19 protein-coding genes are annotated in these 16,663 nt (G+C 54.9%); 8 read left to right on the top strand and 11 right to left on the bottom strand.

Translation table 11 applies throughout. From position 1 onward, the window contains the following. Positions 1-119: 119 nt before the first annotated feature. Entirely contained in the window at positions 120-893 is a 774-nt protein-coding gene (locus FHC52_RS09430; RefSeq protein WP_023343969.1) for a C40 family peptidase, read from the bottom strand. Between the two features lie 338 nt (positions 894-1,231). Between FHC52_RS09430 and grxD the strand changes: the two genes are divergently transcribed. Next, positions 1,232-1,579: a monothiol glutaredoxin 4 gene (gene grxD / locus FHC52_RS09425; protein ID WP_003832760.1), complete on the top strand. Its 348-nt coding sequence runs from the start codon at positions 1,232-1,234 to the stop codon at positions 1,577-1,579. A gap of 75 nt (positions 1,580-1,654) precedes the next feature. Here grxD and rnt read toward each other — a convergent pair whose 3' ends face one another. From rnt to eptA, 5 genes are all read right to left on the bottom strand, one after another. Continuing rightward, positions 1,655-2,314 carry a ribonuclease T gene (rnt, locus tag FHC52_RS09420; protein ID WP_126288058.1) on the bottom strand — a complete coding sequence of 220 codons (660 nt, stop codon included), beginning with the start codon at positions 2,312-2,314 and terminating at the stop codon, positions 1,655-1,657. 95 nt (positions 2,315-2,409) lie between these two features. Then, positions 2,410-2,817: a lactoylglutathione lyase gene (gene gloA, locus FHC52_RS09415; protein WP_008500591.1), complete on the bottom strand. Its 408-nt coding sequence runs from the start codon at positions 2,815-2,817 to the stop codon at positions 2,410-2,412. 100 nt (positions 2,818-2,917) lie between these two features. Then, positions 2,918-4,015 carry an alkene reductase gene (locus FHC52_RS09410; RefSeq protein WP_008500590.1) on the bottom strand — a complete coding sequence of 366 codons (1,098 nt, stop codon included), beginning with the start codon at positions 4,013-4,015 and terminating at the stop codon, positions 2,918-2,920. 54 nt (positions 4,016-4,069) lie between these two features. Then, positions 4,070-4,669, bottom strand: coding sequence for a TetR/AcrR family transcriptional regulator (locus FHC52_RS09405; protein WP_021241130.1), 600 nt, complete (start codon positions 4,667-4,669; stop codon positions 4,070-4,072). A 41-nt stretch (positions 4,670-4,710) separates the two neighbouring features. Beyond that, positions 4,711-6,336 (bottom strand): phosphoethanolamine transferase EptA, encoded by a 1,626-nt coding sequence (gene eptA, locus FHC52_RS09400; RefSeq protein WP_039266197.1) that lies wholly within the window; start codon positions 6,334-6,336, stop codon positions 4,711-4,713. A gap of 149 nt (positions 6,337-6,485) precedes the next feature. Between eptA and FHC52_RS09395 the strand changes: the two genes are divergently transcribed. The 3 genes from FHC52_RS09395 to sodC all read left to right on the top strand — a co-directional run bounded on the left by FHC52_RS09395 (position 6,486) and on the right by sodC (position 8,269). Then, positions 6,486-6,725, top strand: a complete 240-nt coding sequence (locus FHC52_RS09395) for a DUF1289 domain-containing protein (RefSeq protein WP_008500587.1) — start codon at positions 6,486-6,488, stop codon at positions 6,723-6,725. A 48-nt stretch (positions 6,726-6,773) separates the two neighbouring features. Further along, positions 6,774-7,670, top strand: a complete 897-nt coding sequence (locus FHC52_RS09390) for an aldo/keto reductase family oxidoreductase (protein WP_039266198.1) — start codon at positions 6,774-6,776, stop codon at positions 7,668-7,670. Positions 7,671-7,750: 80 nt separating this feature from the next. After that, positions 7,751-8,269 (top strand): superoxide dismutase [Cu-Zn] SodC, encoded by a 519-nt coding sequence (sodC, locus tag FHC52_RS09385; protein WP_008500584.1) that lies wholly within the window; start codon positions 7,751-7,753, stop codon positions 8,267-8,269. Here sodC and FHC52_RS09380 read toward each other — a convergent pair. Genes FHC52_RS09380 through FHC52_RS09370 form a run of 3 tightly spaced genes read right to left on the bottom strand, consistent with a single transcriptional unit; the run spans position 8,248 to position 11,380 of the window. Next, positions 8,248-10,281: an FUSC family protein gene (locus FHC52_RS09380; protein WP_023343973.1), complete on the bottom strand. Its 2,034-nt coding sequence runs from the start codon at positions 10,279-10,281 to the stop codon at positions 8,248-8,250. The genes sodC and FHC52_RS09380 overlap by 22 nt on opposite strands. Further along, the gene (locus FHC52_RS09375; RefSeq protein ID WP_046091750.1) at positions 10,281-11,141 is read right to left on the bottom strand and encodes an HlyD family secretion protein; all 861 of its coding nucleotides are present in this window, start codon (positions 11,139-11,141) and stop codon (positions 10,281-10,283) included. Before FHC52_RS09375 ends, FHC52_RS09380 begins: the two co-directional genes overlap by 1 nt. A 2-nt stretch (positions 11,142-11,143) precedes the next feature. Continuing rightward, positions 11,144-11,380, bottom strand: a complete 237-nt coding sequence (locus tag FHC52_RS09370; RefSeq protein WP_046091751.1) for a DUF1656 domain-containing protein — start codon at positions 11,378-11,380, stop codon at positions 11,144-11,146. Between the two features lie 186 nt (positions 11,381-11,566). On the opposite strand from FHC52_RS09370, the gene slyA reads away from it, so the two are divergent. Beyond that, positions 11,567-12,007, top strand: a complete 441-nt coding sequence (gene slyA / locus FHC52_RS09365) for a transcriptional regulator SlyA (RefSeq protein WP_021241135.1) — start codon at positions 11,567-11,569, stop codon at positions 12,005-12,007. A gap of 36 nt (positions 12,008-12,043) precedes the next feature. Here the strand turns inward: slyA and FHC52_RS09360 are convergent, their stop codons facing one another. Beyond that, positions 12,044-13,405 carry a GGDEF domain-containing protein gene (locus tag FHC52_RS09360; protein WP_220420050.1) on the bottom strand — a complete coding sequence of 454 codons (1,362 nt, stop codon included), beginning with the start codon at positions 13,403-13,405 and terminating at the stop codon, positions 12,044-12,046. A 199-nt stretch (positions 13,406-13,604) separates the two neighbouring features. Further along, a complete protein-coding gene (gene slyB / locus FHC52_RS09355; RefSeq protein WP_008500578.1) occupies positions 13,605-14,072 on the bottom strand; it encodes an outer membrane lipoprotein SlyB in 468 nt (155 codons plus the stop codon). A 255-nt stretch (positions 14,073-14,327) separates the two neighbouring features. Here slyB and anmK point away from each other — a divergent pair, with 255 nt between their 5' ends. From anmK to pdxH, 3 genes are all read left to right on the top strand, one after another. Then, a complete protein-coding gene (gene anmK / locus FHC52_RS09350; RefSeq protein ID WP_126288060.1) occupies positions 14,328-15,452 on the top strand; it encodes an anhydro-N-acetylmuramic acid kinase in 1,125 nt (374 codons plus the stop codon). Positions 15,453-15,539: 87 nt separating this feature from the next. Then, a complete protein-coding gene (gene mliC / locus FHC52_RS09345; RefSeq protein ID WP_220420049.1) occupies positions 15,540-15,869 on the top strand; it encodes a C-type lysozyme inhibitor in 330 nt (109 codons plus the stop codon). Between the two features lie 57 nt (positions 15,870-15,926). Beyond that, positions 15,927-16,583, top strand: a complete 657-nt coding sequence (gene pdxH, locus FHC52_RS09340; protein WP_008500575.1) for a pyridoxamine 5'-phosphate oxidase — start codon at positions 15,927-15,929, stop codon at positions 16,581-16,583. Positions 16,584-16,663 lie beyond the last annotated feature (80 nt).

Below are 16,663 nucleotides of genomic sequence, written 5' to 3'. Positions count from 1 at the left end.
TTCTCTCCTTATTGTATTTTGCGTTGCCAATAACCACACAGACAACAAGGACAGGATAGCAAATTGAAAGGGTATGCAAAAGAGGAACTTACCCTGCCACGGGTGTGGCAGGGTAGGGGTTAGCGAATGGTTTTCGGCGTCATCACGCGACGCGCGCCGACGTAATGGCGTACCCAGTAGTCTTCACTGAGCGAGGTGATCTGAATATCCTGGCCGCTACGCGGTGACTGGATGAATTTTCCGTTGCCGACATAGACGCCAACGTGGTCAGCCGTCCCGCGGCCCTGCGTGCGGAAGAAGACCAGATCGCCGTTCTCCAACTCTCCACGGTTGACCGGGGACGCGTCGCGCAGGTGGTACATCTCGTTGGCGGTGCGCGGAATGCGGAACTTGACCAGATCTTTATAGGCGTAATAGACGAGGCCGCTGCAGTCAAAACCGGTACGTGGCGAAGTCCCGCCCCAGTGATAAGGTTTGCCAATCTGCCCCATCAGCTTGTTCATTGCAGTTTTTTGCGCTTTCTGGACGCGCACTTTATGCACTTCCGCTATTTTGGTGACCTTGGTGCATTTCGCCTTATGGCCTTTACGCGCGATGCATTTTTCAGTCACGAGGTTAGCGGCGGTTTGCGAAGCTTTACTTTTGGCGGTGTGGGCTGTGCGGGAAGAGGTGGTTTTCGTCTTGCTGGAAGCGGTTTTTTTAGTCTGTGTGGTTGTCTTTTTCTTGTCGTTCTTAGCGGTGGTTTTTTTCTTACGTTCTGTGGCTTTCACCAGATGGTTTTTTTGTACAGCAGAATGCCGCGCCTGCTGAGAGGCGTTTGCCACTGGCGTGAAGGTGAGTGAAGTAAACAGTAAAGCACAGAGCGTGATCGAGATTTTAGTTATCCGCGCCACTGGGCAGTCCCCTGATAAATGCAGGTCATCAATAATACCCGCGTGTGATTTACAAAGCCCGTCGATTCTAATCCATAAAAAGCCAGAAAGTTAATAGCATTTTTCAATCTACGATCCTGTTTCGTTAGCAAGTGCAAAAAAATTCATCGTTCTGTCGTACATTTGCCCATTCCCTAAGCAAAACCCTGACTGACGCAGGGGTAAACACCATTTGCAATGCAACTTTTCATCACTCGGAGTAGAATGTCTATACGTGACAAAAATGTTATTTTCCGATGCCAGTCTGAACCGCTACAATGTCAGACGAATGCCGTAACAGAAGTTAAAGGAAGCAAGACATGAGCACCACTATTGAAAAAATCCAGCGCCAGATCGCTGAAAACCCGATTCTGCTGTATATGAAAGGTTCTCCAAAGCTGCCAAGCTGCGGCTTCTCCGCGCAAGCGGTTCAGGCGCTGTCTGCCTGTGGTGAGCGTTTTGCTTACGTTGATATCCTGCAGAACCCGGACATCCGCGCTGAGCTGCCTAAGTACGCGAACTGGCCGACCTTCCCACAGCTGTGGGTAGACGGTGAACTGGTTGGCGGCTGCGATATCCTGATTGAAATGTATCAGCGCGGCGAACTGCAGCAGCTGATCAAAGAAACCGCGGCGAAGTACAAAACGGAAGAGCCGGACGCAGAGTAACTTTCTGCGGAAATAAAAAAGCGACCTGCTATGTGGTCGCTTTTTTTTTGTCGGGTGGCGCTGCGCTTACCCGACCTACGATTGGCGCTCGGCCTCATCATCCATCGGCAGCGGCCAGCCGCCCAGACGCTTCCAGCGGTTGACGATCTCACAGAACAGCTCTGCGGTACGCTCCGTGTCATACAGCGCGGAGTGCGCCTGCGTGCCATCGAACGGAATGCCAGCCGTAATACAGGCCTTTGATAACACCGTTTGTCCCAGCGCCAGGCCGCTCAGCGCGGCGGTATCGAAGGTCACAAACGGGTGGAAGGGGTTGCGCTTGAGCGTGGCCCGCTCGGCGGCGGCCATGGTAAAGCTGTGATCGAAGGTGGCGTTATGAGCCACCATAATGGCGCGGCTGCAGTTGCTCTCCTTCATGCCTTTGCGCACCATTTTAAAAATGGCGTGCAGCGCATCATATTCACTGACGGCACCGCGCAACGGGTTATGCGGATCGATACCGTTAAACGCCAGCGCTTCCGGCTGTAAGTTTGCCCCTTCGAAAGGTTCAACGTGGAAATGCAGCGTGGTGTCCGGTGTAAGCCAGCCCTGTTCATCCATCTTCAGCGTGATGGCGGCAATTTCGAGCAGCGCATCGGTTTTAGCGTTAAATCCGGCTGTTTCTACATCAATGACAACGGGATAAAAACCACGAAAACGGTCGCACAGACCGCTAAATTGAGCGTTATCGGACATCAGGGTCTCTTACATGGGGAAAAAGCAGAGCGCATTATGGCAAATTTTGCGGGGTGATGCAGTAAAACTACGGGCGCACGTTGCGCCCTGAGGGATCAATTGCCCAGACCGCGACCGGCGTCTTTGGCTTCAATCAACTCGATTTTGTAACCGTCCGGATCTTCCACAAACGCAATCACGGTGGTGCCGCCTTTTACCGGGCCCGCTTCGCGCGTAACGTTACCGCCATTTTTGCGAATGCGTTCGCACGCGTCGGCTGCGTTGTCCACTTCCAGCGCGATATGGCCGTAGGCCGTGCCCAGCTCATAGCTGTCAACGCCCCAGTTGTAGGTCAGCTCGATCACCGCTTCATCCGTTTCCGGGCCGTAACCCACGAATGCCAGCGAGTATTTGTATTCCGGGTTTTCGCTGGTGCGCAGCAGCTTCATGCCCAGGACGTTAGTGTAGAAATCGATTGAACGTTGCAGGTCGCCAACGCGCAGCATGGTGTGAAGTAGGCGCATAATTTCCTCATTAACCAATGGAATAAAAAAGCTTTTTGAACAGAAACGATGTTTTAGTATAGCGGCGAAGTGTCGCCGCTATCAATGAACAATGGCGAGATTACAGAGAAGGGTAGTCGGTGTAGCCTTCCGCGCCGCCGCCGTAAAAGCTTTCCGGACGCTGCGGGTTCAGCGCCGCTTTTTTCTGCAGACGGGCAACCAGATCCGGGTTGGCGATGTAGTCGCGGCCAAACGCGACGGCATCAATCAGCCCTTTGCCGATCAGGTCTTCGGCTTTCTCTGGGGTATAGGCGCCTGCACCGATGATCACGCCGTGGAAGCGCTCGCGCACTTTCTGGCGGAAGGCTTCAGTGTAAGGCTTACCGCCAGCCCAGTCAGGCTCGGACATGTGCAGATAGGCAATACCGCGTTTGGCCAGCTCTTCAATCAGATAGAGCGCGTCCGCTTCCTCGTTCGGGCCGTTGTCTACGTTCTGGAAAGACCCGATTGGGGAGACGCGGATCCCGATACGGTCCGGGCTCCACTCCTTGCATACCGCATCCACCACTTCCAGCACCAGACGGGCGCGGTTTTCGACGCTGCCGCCGTACTGATCGGTGCGATGGTTTGACGACGGTGACAGGAACTGGTGCAGCAGATAGCCATGCGCGGAGTGCAGCTCAATCAGGTCAAAACCGGCTTCACGGGCGTTGGCCACGGCCTGACGGAAGTCGTTAACAATCCCCGGAATTTCGTCCAGCTCCAGCGCGCGCGGCATAGAGGTATCCACGCGGATCGCATTGCCGTTTTCATCGCGCAGGGACGTACGGGTATTGGCGCTCAGGGCCGACGCGGAGACCGGTGCCTGACCGCCAGGCTGGATGCTGCTGTGTGAGATACGACCGGTGTGCCACAGCTGAACTGCAATACGACCCTCTTCAGCGTGAACGCCCGCGGTGATTTTCTGCCATGCCGCGATCTGTTCCGGGCTGTGAAGGCCCGGCGCACCGGCGTAACCCTTCGCCTGAGCAGAGATCTGCGTGGCTTCCGTGATGATGAGGCCAGAGCTTGCGCGTTGACGGTAGTATTCGCCCATCAGCGGGGTTGGGATGTCACCCGGCTCAATGCTGCGCAGACGGGTCAGCGGAGCCATGAACACGCGGTTTGGCGCCGTGACGGCACCCACTTTCAATGGGGTAAACAGTTTTTCAGCTGACATAAAGACTCCTGAGTAGACCAGTCGACTAGTAATAAGATAAATAAAAAGCGCCCGTTATACGCCAGGCGCAGTAATGCTGTTTTTCACATGTGCCAGCGCGCTTTCCAGCGGCAAGGCACTGCGCGAAATTTTTGCCTGCAGGTTGGCCCCTAACCACAGGGAATAGAGCACCTGAGACTGCATTAAGGGGTCGCCGGTAAAGGCCAGCGTTTTTTCGTCGCGGCCTTTTTCCAGCGCCTGGGCCAGCAGGGCGATCACGCCGCGGGCACCCTTATCCATCGCCGAGCGCATATCTTCGGAAAGATCGCACACCTCGGCAGACAGCTTGACCGTCAGGCATCCGCTGATAATGCCCTGCTGACAGAACTGGTTCAGCGTTTCCTGATAGTAGTTCAGAACACGATCCCGATAGTTTCCTTCACCCGACGCAAAGTGGGTCGCCAGACGCTGGTGGTAGCCCGCGTAATGACGCTCCAGCATTGCCACGCCAAAGGCTTCTTTGGACCGGAAGTAGTGATAAAACGACCCCTTCGGTACCTCAGCGGTTTTTAATAACTCGCTCAACCCCATACCGGTAAACCCGCGATGCATGCAAAGACGCTCGCCGGTTGCCAGGAGATGTTCGCGGGTATCGTGTTCAGTATTTCTGCTCATGGCCGCACTCTAATAGACCGTTCGGTCTAATGCAAGCGAGTTTATTGCCGACATGCGTTCAGAATATCCAGCTGCTGTTGATAAACCGTTGATTTCACGTCCATCATACCCAGTACGGTCGAGAACAAATTGTCCTGGGAAACCGCATTTTTTGCAGCGTGGTCGCGTAAACACTGTTCATTGATGCCAAAGTTTTTCGCGTAGTCCGGTGACAGCCAGAACATAAACGGAATGTGCGTTTGCTGCTCCGGTGCCAGCATGTACGGCGTACCGTGCAGATAAATGCCGCTTTCACCCAGTGACTCACCGTGATCCGAGAGATAAATCAGGGCGGTGTTCATGCTTGCCTGGCGCGCTTTCAGCGCATCAATGGTTTTGCTGACCATGCTGTCGGTATACAGGATGGTGTTGTCATAGGTATTCATCAGCGCCTGATGGTCGCAATCCTGAATTTCATTGGTGTCACAGGTTGGGGTGAATTTCCGGAAATTGTCCGGGTAACGGCGATAGTATGCCGGACCGTGGCTCCCCATCAGGTGGATAACCAGCACCGTGTCCTGCTTCAGACCATCCAGCACGTTGTCCAGACGGTAGAAATTCACATCATCAATACAGGATTTGTCTTTGCAGAACTGATCCAGATTCCACTGCGTCATATCGGTATGCGGTACGCGATCGCAGGCGCCTTTACAGCCGCCGTCGTTGTCGCGCCACAGCAGGTTGATCCCCGCATGCTTCAGCACATCGAGCAGACCTTCCTGATGGTGAGCCAGGTCGGCATCGTATTTGCTGCGCGTCATGCCCGAGAACATGCACGGAACGGAAACGGCGGTTTCGGTGCCGCAAGAGGAGGCCTGCGGGAAGTTAATCACATCCTGCTTTTTCAGCTCCGGGTTCGTTTCACGATCGTAACCATTCAGGGAGTAGTTCGCCGCGCGAGAGGCTTCCCCAACGACCAGCACCAGAACGGTTTTCTTTTGCTGGCCGGTAATCAACGGTCCTTTATGGGCATCTTCGCCAATCCGCACCAGCGTTTGATCGCCGGCAAACCAGCGCATTTTGCTGTACTTCACCACGGCGCTGACATAGTTGGCCGGGGTCACCATTTTGACGATGCTTTTGTTGTTGCGAAACAGCGACGCGTAATCTTTATAAAACAGCGCCGCAATCAGGATAATCACCAGCAGGGCACCGAGCATCGCGGCGACGCGCGTCAGCAGGGCATACCACCATTTCCCGGTACGAATGCGGGTCAACGCCAGCACCACGGAGGGAACGAGGCCTGCGATAACAATCCACAGAATCATCTGCGGGGTCACCAGGGCTGTCGCTTCCTGAGAGTTGGTTTCGAACACGTTCACAATCATATTCTGATCGATCACCGCGCCGTAGGTGTACATAAAGTAGGTGGCCGCGGCGCATCCGACCGTTAAGACGATCAGCAGCGGCTTACGGATATAGGGGATATTCAGCAGGCTAAAGACAATCACCCAGCCGCAAAACAGCACCAGCGGTACGGACGCGGCAAAGAGGATGTCGTGCAGGTGCGCAGGGGCAATAATGGCCCAGCTGCGCTGGATAAACAGCCCATTAATCAACGTAAAAAAGAGTGCACAGCCCAGAGTAAATTTAATGTCGTTACATTGTAACTTTTTGATTAACCACATCGATCGGTAAACCTGTCATTGTCATGATGGGCCGAGTATAAAGAAGGAAGATTAGTGAAACCTTAATGCCACAAATCTGTGGTATGGGCCTTGCACGTGGCGCGTTTAGCGTCTTCACTGTAGGTGAGAGTGGTTATCCGGAGGTGAGTGTGGCAGAGCAGCTGGAGTTTTTCCCCATCCAGAGCCCGTGCCGGGGGATTTGTCAGGTAGATGAACGCGGATATTGCCGCGGGTGCATGCGTACCCGCGACGAGCGTTTTAACTGGCAAAACTTTAGCGACACGCAAAAGCAGGAGGTGTTACGCCTCTGCCGTCAGCGTCTTCTGCGCAAAATACGCGCAAACAAAGCCGGTGAGACCGAAGAACCCCAGCAACCTTCACTTTTTTAACACGGTAATTGCGTATACTCATGACATCACGTCCTTGAGGAAAATGTTATGGTTCAGCGAATTACCCTTGCCCCCCAGGGGCCAGAATTCTCCCGTTTTGTGATGGGCTACTGGCGCCTGATGGACTGGAATATGTCCCCCCTCCAGCTGGCGAGCTTTATTGAAGAGCATATCGATCTGGGCGTTACCACGGTCGACCATGCGGATATTTACGGTGGCTATCAGTGTGAAGCCGCATTCGGCGAGGCGCTCAAGCTGGTTCCGGCACTCCGCGACCGCATGGAGATCGTCACGAAGTGCGGGATTGCCACCACGGCAAAACCGGAACACGCCCTTGGGCATTACATCACCGACAGCGCGCATATCATCAAGAGCGCTGAGCAGTCGCTGGTCAATCTGGCGACCGACCGTATCGACCTGCTGTTAATCCATCGTCCGGACCCGCTCATGGATGCCGATGAGGTGGCAGAAGCCTTCCTGAACCTGCATCAGAGCGGCAAAGTGCGTCACTTTGGCGTTTCCAACTTTACCCCGGCGCAGTTTGCGCTGCTTCAGTCTCGTCTGCCGTTTACCCTGGCCACCAACCAGGTGGAGATCTCCCCGGTACACCAGCCGCTGCTGCTGGACGGTACGCTTGACCAGCTGCAGCAGCTGCGCATTCGCCCGATGGCCTGGTCATGCCTGGGAGGCGGACGCCTGCTCAATGATGATGAATTCCAGCCGCTGCGTAACGAGCTGGACACCATCGCCCGCGAGCTGAACGCGGAGAGCATCGAACAGGTGGTTTACGCCTGGATCCTGCGTCTGCCGTCAAAACCGCTGCCGATTATTGGTTCTGGCAAAATTGAACGCGTGCGTTCTGCACTGGCCGCTGAAGAGCTGCAGATGACCCGCCAGCAGTGGTTCCGCATCCGCAAGGCTGCGCTGGGTTACGACGTGCCATAAACCGCCAGAAGATGACTTTCCGGTGAAATCTTTGCCCCTGGTATACACTTAAGGGGCAAAAAATAACCAGCGGAGGTCATATGAAGCGTTTTGCTCTGGCAATGGTCGCGCTGGTTGTTTGCGCAGGGGCGCAGGCAGCCAGCGACGAAGTGGAAATGAATCTCGTCACCTCTCAGGGTGTGGGTCAGTCCATCGGTACGGTGAAAATCACGGAAACCGATAAAGGACTGGAGTTCGCCCCGAATCTTAAAGCACTCCCTCCCGGTGAGCATGGTTTTCATGTTCACGCCAAAGGAAGCTGTCAGCCCGCGTTAAAAGAGGGGAAACCGTCGGCTGCGGAAGCGGCAGGCGGTCACCTTGACCCGCAGCACTCCGGCAAGCATGAGGGCCCCGAAGGCATGGGACATCTGGGCGATCTGCCCGTGCTGGTGGTCAATAACGACGGTAAAGCCACCGATCCCGTTGTCGCGCCGCGTCTGAAAAAGCTGGATGAGGTGAAAGGCAAAGCGCTGATGATCCACGTCGGCGGCGACAATATGTCCGATCAGCCTAAACCGCTTGGCGGCGGCGGGGCGCGTTATGCCTGCGGCGTGATCTGATCCCCAATCGTACCCGGCGGTGGTGCCTGTTCCAGCTGCGACAGCGAGCAGTGCAGCCGCCAGATTATCGAGGCCAAATCGCGGGCGGCGGGGAGATGATGTCGTGCAAGCGTATCGCAGATCCGCTGCAGTTCATTCAGCGTGGCTTCCAGCGGCCGCTGCTGGACCCCGCGTTCGCTCATGACATCGCGCAGCAGGGAGATGCAAACGTCACGCACTTGCGACAGCGGGTCGGAACGCGTTTCCCACCCGCGAAGCTGCCAGACCACGTGCGAGCAGTTCAGCAGCACCACGCCCCAGCGCAGCAGCCAGCGCCGGGAAAGCGCGTCCTGGCTGTTATTGAGCTGGCTGACGTGATGATAAACCAGCGATTCATATTCACTCTCACGAAGATGCGGTTTGCGGCTGAGCTGATCGACAAACCCCCGGCGTAACTCCCGGATATGCCTGCGGCTTTTGCGGGCATCGGAGCCGGGACGCAGCACCGCGAAGGCCAGCCACGCCAGCCCCACGCCAAGGATCTTTGCGAGGTTGTCATTGAGAAAATCGGCGTAATCGTACACCGGTGGATTCGTCACGGAGATAAACGAGCCCATAAAGACAATCAGCTGTCCCCAAAGGCCCGCCAGCTTCGGCATCTGCAGCTTGAGTAGCTGCATGGTGGTCAACAGCGGAAAGAGGAACAGCAGGAACTGCCAGAGATCGCTTATCTGCACCATCAGGCCAAACTTCACCACGAAACTGAACAGCGACAGCAGCACCAGGGTGCGCAGCAGGAGCGTCAGCGAGTTAAACGGCGAGGCCGCGACGGAGTAAAGCACGCAGCTGATGGCGGCGAGCGTCAGGGCCGCCGTACCGGACTCCCACTGCGTGGTGATACTCCACGCGCCTACCAGCATCAGCGCGCAAAAGGTGCGAAAACCGCTCCACAGCGCCTCCAGGTAGTCAGTATGGCGGGCGAGAGCCGGGCTCCCGGGAACGTTGAACTCCGTAACCGGGGTGGCGTTCTCTACCGCGTTAATCCAGCGGCTGCTGCGCAGGTAGAGGCGGCAAAAGTAATTCAACCGCTGCCAGAAGGCGCGATGGCGATAATCATATTCATCCACCGGGGCGAGCGGGGCGATTATTCGCGCGACCGTGTAGATGTCTGCATCCGGGCGCGCAAGGGTCGCGAGCAGCGTTTCAATCACCGCGCGCGTGTTTTCCGGCGGCGTCGGCCAGTTGAGCAGCATCCGGCGCAGGCTGGAAATGGCGCTGGTCATGCGCAGCTGCTGGTGCAGTAAATAATTAAGCAGGGTGTTCTGACGGCGAAAGCGGTAGTGGCTCCAGAACGCCTGAATACGCAGCAGATTCATTGTCAGGATCTGTCCTATCACCTTTTCATGGGCGAGACGGATCTCATCGCTGGTATCCGGTTGCCACAGCAGGCTCGCGTGTTCAAGCAACCGGGTGTGCATGGTTTTAAGGGCGGTGATGAGTGCGCTGCCGTCGGAAGTGCTGGGGAGGATCATCATCATAAATCCGCCGCAGAGGATCCCGACAATCACTTCGCAGACGCGCGCCTGTGCAATATCCCACAGCTCGGTGGTATCGAGCACATTCACCACCGGGAAGGCAATAATGGCGGCGGTATAGCCCGCCAGCTGGAAAGCGTAGGCGACGTTGTTGGTGAAATGGGCGCAGGCCCAGGTACAGCATCCCAGCCATGCCGCCATGCTCAGCAGGAACAGCCATGGGTCGTTCAGAGTGTGGCCGGCGATAATTAACGCCGCCGTGGCACCCAGCAGGCTGCCGGCGATACGTCCAAGGCTTTTACTGATCACCCCACCAACGGTGGGAAAACTCACCACTGCGGCAGAGGTCATCGCCCAGTACGGCTCATCCAGGTTCAGGTAATAGGCGACGGTCAGCGCCAGACACATGGCAATGCCGTTACGCAGCGCGTAGCGCCACTGAGGACGCGTCGCTTTCATCCACGGCGAGTTTTGCCAGGAGAGCGCCTGCAGCTTCATTAAGGGGTTCCGATGGAGACAGTGCAGGTGGTGCCGGATACCAGCGTGATGCCCTGCGGTAAATGGTCAAACTCCACGCGAACAGGCACGCGTTGAGCGAGGCGCACCCAGGGGACGTTCGGCTTGATATCCGGCACCAGGCCGGAATCTGTTTCAACGCTTTGATCGTAAATGGCGCGACCAATGCTGGAGACATGACCCTGTAACCTTTGCGAGCCGCTGTACAGCGTAATCGCTGCTGGCGATCCCTCGCGAATATGTCGAAGCTTGGTCTCTTCGAAGTAGCCCACTACGTAGAAGGAGTGGCTGTCGACCAGGGCGAAAACGGGCTGTCCCGTGGTGGCATAGTTACCCACGCGGGCGGAAAGGTTGGTCACCCATCCATCGACAGGGGCGGTAATCACGGTTTGGGTCAGCTCCCACTGCGCCTGCTTCAGCGTCGCCTCAGCCACGTTGACGCTCGCCTGCATCGCCTTAACGTTGAGGTTGGCGGTGTCTAAATCTTCCGCGGAGATGTAGTTTTGCGACAGGTGACGGCGGCGGTTGGCCTCGTTGTTGGCCTTTGCCAGATCAGACTGGGCTTTTGCCAGCTGCGCCTGGGCATTCAGAAGCGCGATATGGTACGGCGTGTCGTCGATTCGGAATAAAACCTCTCCCTTTTTAACGTACTGGTTATCCTTAACCAGCAGCGACGTAATGCTTCCCGATACCTGCGGGGTAATGCTGACCTGCTCAGCGCGAATCTTACCGTCACGCGTCCAGGGAGACTGCATGTAATAATTCCAGAGCCACCATCCGGCGACCAGCGCAAGGACCAGAACAAACAGGGTGGAAAAGTACTTCAGCGTTTTCAGGGGCATAGTCACCACACGATCAGAACAGCAAGGCCCAGGCATACACAGAGGGCAAACAGGGAAAGATCCATCAGCATGGGATGCCAGATTTCGCCGGAATACATCCAGTCGCGAAGCAGGCGATGCGCGATGAGCCAGAGAATAAAGCCCACCAGCACGGCCTTAAACAGAGGGGGAAAGTAGACTGACGCACCGAAGATCAGGTCCTGGAGGGGTAAATCCTCTGAGCGATGAAAAAAGGTCACGAGCAGAGATCCTTTGCAGTGAACAGAATGCCGTGTTGGCTTGTCTGAGTATGAAGAAGCATCACAATTCAGTGTAAGTCATACTTTTGAGTTAGATGAATGCAGTATTGCATTTGTTTTGCCATTACAAATGCTGCACACTATTCTAAAATCAGTATAATAACTTAGCAAGCTAATTATAAGGAGATGAAATTGGAATCGCCATTAGGTTCTGATCTGGCAAGGTTGGTACGCGTCTGGCGTGCTCTGATTGACCATCGCCTGAAACCTCTGGAATTGACGCAGACGCATTGGGTCACGCTGCACAACATTCATCAGCTGCCGCCCGACCAGTCGCAAATTCAACTGGCAAAAGCGATAGGCATTGAGCAACCGTCACTGGTGCGCACGCTTGACCAGCTGGAAGAGAAGGGGCTGATCTCCCGACAAACCTGCGCCAGCGATCGTCGCGCCAAGCGGATAAAACTCACTGAGAAAGCGGCGCCTATCATTACTGAAATGGAAGCTGTGATTACCAAAACGCGCGGTGAAATCCTTTCAGGCGTTTCACCGGCGGAGCTGGAAATGCTCATTAGCCTCATTGCTCGCCTTGAGCAAAACATCCATGAGCTACAGTCTCGCGACTGATAAAACACTAAGGCCTTGCAGCAGCAAGGCCTTTTTTTACTTAAAGACCACCACTCGATTACGGCCTGTCTCCTTCGCTTCATACATCGCCTTGTCGGCACTCTCCACGCACGCTTCTGCGGTCACGGACGATGACGTCGCCGTAAATACTCCCATGCTGATGGTAATCGGCTCAGGTAGCTGCCCTCCGCTGCTGGTTTTATCAAAGCTGCTTAGCTTCAACCGAATACGTTCCGCCACCTGGTGGGCTGCATCTGAAGAGGTGTTGGCCAGCATCAGCACAAACTCCTCACCGCCGATTCGAGCCGCGATGTCCTGCGGGCGTACGGAATCCATCAGCAGATTGGCGACAAACTGTAAGACTTTGTCTCCCTGAAGGTGGCCATAGTTATCATTGATACGCTTGAAGCGGTCGAGATCGCTGACGATAACCGAAACTGGGCGGCTGGGTTTCGCCATGTCCAGCGCCTGGTTTAACGATTCATAAAAATAGCTACGGTTATACAGGCGCGTAAGCGGATCGCGAATCGAATTTTGATATGACTGCTGATATTTTAAATGGGAATCACGGTACAGCATGAAGACGTCGTAGAGCAGTACAAAAATAATCATCAGCGTAGCGACGGTTTCAAATAGCCGGGCGCGATACCACGATATATCTTCAGCATGTCCGCCTACTAACAGCATGGCGAGCGTGACGATATAGCAAACGCACAGGAAATTTCCGCCTACCCAGAATAAATTGCGCACGCGCGTGACAAACATCAGCGTTACTAATGAAACCACCCAGAAGACAATTAAAGAAATATTTATGCATTGGCTCCAGAGCACCATAAACTGACGGGTTTCGTTATCAACCAGGTCAATGGATAACAAGGGCGAGTGACTGGAATATATCCAGGCCAGTTCCACAACGCAGGCGGTAAAGAGAAACGCCCCGCTCACAATTGAGAGATGCGCCAACCGTGAAAAGGGGTAATCGCGCGTAGGATAGAGTACTGCCGCAACGATGAACAACACCGCCATTAAAAAGTGGCGGAACATAAAGTAGATCATCGCATCGTTGTAGTTCACGACGTTGAACTGATAGAGGTTCAGCCACGCTGGAAAGCTGGACAGCGTTCCGACCATCAACAGTGCCGAACCGGCAAAGGCAAAGGCGATCGCAATCAGATAGAGCCGCCGCTTATCACACCAGTATTTCATTGCCATAAAGCAGGCAATAAACAGGTGAAACACGAGTAAAAAAATGGTGAGCGTAGGGAACAAAAGAGGCGAGAAGGAGGGAACCCATTCAACCATTTTTGAAAAGAGAGCTTGTAATATTCCGATGACGACAAGGCAACCGAAACAGAACGAGATATAACGACCTTTTAGACAACGACTATTCGCAAGCATATAAGTTTTTACAAAATGAGAAATACATCATGAAGAGGTAATTGCGAAGAGTCTAAACAAGTAATGCAATAAATACTTTGCGCGGAGACAATATACGATGAGATTAAATATTTGTGTGGTGAATATATTTTGTAAAAATATTCGTATAAGTGATGTATATTGTAAATGGATGTGGCCCAATGGCCACATCCATTTTTAATTAACGTGGAGAAACGGTCACCTGGCTTCCGTTGCTTGCCAGCACAACGCGCTGACCTGCGGAGAAGCGGGTGCTGCCTTGTTTCTGAACAACCATAATGGTGCTGCCGTCGTCTTTACGAATTTCCAGCTCGACGCCCTGGGTTTTATTCATCGCACCCTGAACACCCTGGCCTGCTACACCACCGGCCACTGCGCCTGCGGCTGTTGCCAGAGAACGGCCCGTACCGCCGCCGACGGTATTACCCAGGAAACCACCCAGAACGGCACCGCCGATGGCGCCCATCACGTTGTTTTCATCACCACCCTGAATCTGTACAGGGCGTGCGTTAACAACGGTACCGTAAGTCACGTTCTGAACCTGTTTCGCTTCAGAAGCGCTATAAACGTCGCCAGAAAGTGAACTGTCATTCACACAGCCAGCCAGAGTTAAACCAATCAGCGAAACGCCCAGTACACGTAAAATCATTTGAATCTCCTGTTCACCAAAAACGCCCGATGGGGGGCATCCGTTATGGCTAAATTATATGGCATAAGGGGCCATCGTTCATATCTTTGCACTAACAATAGGAAAATTGTACTTGAATTTGACTTAACGAGACATAAACAGGATCCGCCCACGCTACCCGTCTGACATTGTTAAAAAATATTATTGCCGGATGGCAAAGCGACGCCGTTTATGGTTGAGTGGATATCCTTAGCCCACGCAACGTAAGGAAAGCGCATGAAATCGGGTCGCTACATTGGTGTGATGTCAGGCACCAGTCTGGATGGGGTAGATGTCGTTCTGGCTGCCATTGATGAGAACATGGTGGCGCAGCAGGCGAGCCTGACCTGGCCAATCCCCCTTTCACTGAAAGAGGATATTCTCAGTATCTGTCAGGGGCAGCAGCTGACCCTTTCGCAGCTTGGACAGCTGGATGTCCGCCTGGGGGCGCTGTTTGCGGATGCGGTGCAGGCTTTGATGCAAAAAGAACATCTTCGTCCGCAGGATGTGGTGGCCATCGGGTGTCACGGACAAACGGTCTGGCATGAACCCATCGGCGATGCCCCGCACACCCTGCAAATCGGCGATAACAACCAGATTGTGGTGAAAACGGGCGTCACGGTGGTCGGCGATTTCCGTCGTCGCGATATTGCCCTTGGCGGACAGGGCGCACCGCTGGTGCCCGCGTTTCATCAGGCGCTGCTGGCACACCCTTCAGAACGGCGCATGGTGCTCAACATTGGTGGGATCGCCAATCTGTCGATGCTTATTCCGGGGCAGCCGGTCCGGGGCTACGATACCGGCCCGGGCAATATGTTAATGGATGCCTGGATCTGGCGTCATTGCGGTCAACCGTATGATAAAAACGCGGAGTGGGCGAGTGAGGGTAAGGTGATTCTCCCGCTGCTGCAGTCCATGCTGAGCGATCCTTATTTTGCCTTACCGGCACCGAAAAGCACGGGGCGTGAATACTTCAACTTTGGCTGGCTTGAGCGCCAGCTGGCGTCATTGCCGGCGCTCGCGCCGCAGGATGTTCAGGCGACGCTTGCCGAGCTTACGGCCGTGTCGATTTCTGAACAGGTGCTGCTTAGCGGCGGATGTGAACGCCTGCTGGTGTGCGGCGGGGGAAGCCGTAACCCGCTGGTGATGGCGCGTCTTGCCGGGCTGCTGCCGGGTACCGAAGTGTCGACGACCGATGAGGCCGGCATCAGCGGTGATGATATGGAGGCGCTGGCCTTCGCCTGGCTTGCCTGGCGCACCGTTGCCGGGCTGCCGGGCAATTTACCGTCGGTAACCGGCGCGCGCGAGGCGAGCGTGCTAGGGGCGATTTTCCCGGCAAATCCGCGTCATAATCAGAGTTAACTGAAATTCAGCGCGGCGCGTCGTCGTTAGAATGGAACGAAACAGGGGGGCAGCCATGCCCTCCAGGACCAGGATAGTCTTCGGAATATGCCCATGAAAAAACTTCTTCTTATTGCCGCCCCTTTGCTGCTGTCAGGATGCAGCGTCTACAACCAGCTCGTTGAGCGCATGCAGACCGATACCCTGGAGTATCGCTGCGACGAAAAACCGCTGACCGTGAAGCTGAACAATCCGCGCCGGGAAGCCAGTTTTGTTTACGACAATAAATTGCTGACGCTGAAGCAGGGCATTTCGGCCTCGGGCGCACGCTACACCGACGGTATCTATGTCTTCTGGTCGAAAGGCGACAGCGCCACGGTCTACAAACGCGACCGTATTGTGCTGAACAATTGCCAGCTCGAAAATCCGAAGCGTTGAGATTTTTACAGGGGCGGCGCACAATAGCGCCACCCACTCTCAATGTCAGCTAACGCCATGTCAGATAACGACGAACTGCAGCAAATTGCGCATCTGCGCCGTGAATACACCAAAGGCGGCCTGCGTCGCCAGGATCTTCCCGCTGAACCCCTCGTGCTTTTTGAACGCTGGCTGAAACAGGCCTGCGAAGCGAAACTTGCCGACCCAACGGCGATGGTTGTCGCAACGGTAGATGAAAACGGTCAACCGTATCAGCGTATCGTATTGCTCAAGCATTATGACGAGAAAGGGCTGGTGTTCTATACCAACCTTGGCAGCCGCAAAGCGCATCATCTGGAAAACAATCCGCGTATCAGCCTGCTGTTCCCGTGGCACATGCTGGAACGTCAGGTCATGGTGACCGGCAAAGCGGAACGTCTCTCGACGCTGGAAGTGGTGAAGTATTTCCACAGTCGTCCGCGTGACAGCCAGATTGGCGCCTGGGTATCAAAACAGTCCAGCCGCATTTCCGCCCGCGGCGTGCTGGAAAGTAAATTTCTCGAGCTGAAGCAGAAGTTCCAGCAGGGTGAAATCCCGCTGCCGAGCTTCTGGGGTGGTTTCCGCATCCCGATTGAGCAAATCGAATTCTGGCAGGGGGGCGAACATCGCCTGCACGACCGCTTTTTATACCAGCGCGAGAATGGCGGCTGGAAAATCGACAGACTGGCGCCGTAATCCCCGAAATTTGTTGATTTAAGCGCTAGCGCACACCGCGCTTGCGCTTTATTCTATGGTCCTTTCGCATCAGGCGAAAA

The organism is Enterobacter sp. EC_64, assembly GCF_019584165.1.
Classification (GTDB): domain Bacteria; phylum Pseudomonadota; class Gammaproteobacteria; order Enterobacterales; family Enterobacteriaceae; genus Enterobacter; species Enterobacter roggenkampii.
Note: the sequence above shows the minus strand (reverse complement) of the source record. Positions and strands in the feature narration are given on the sequence as shown.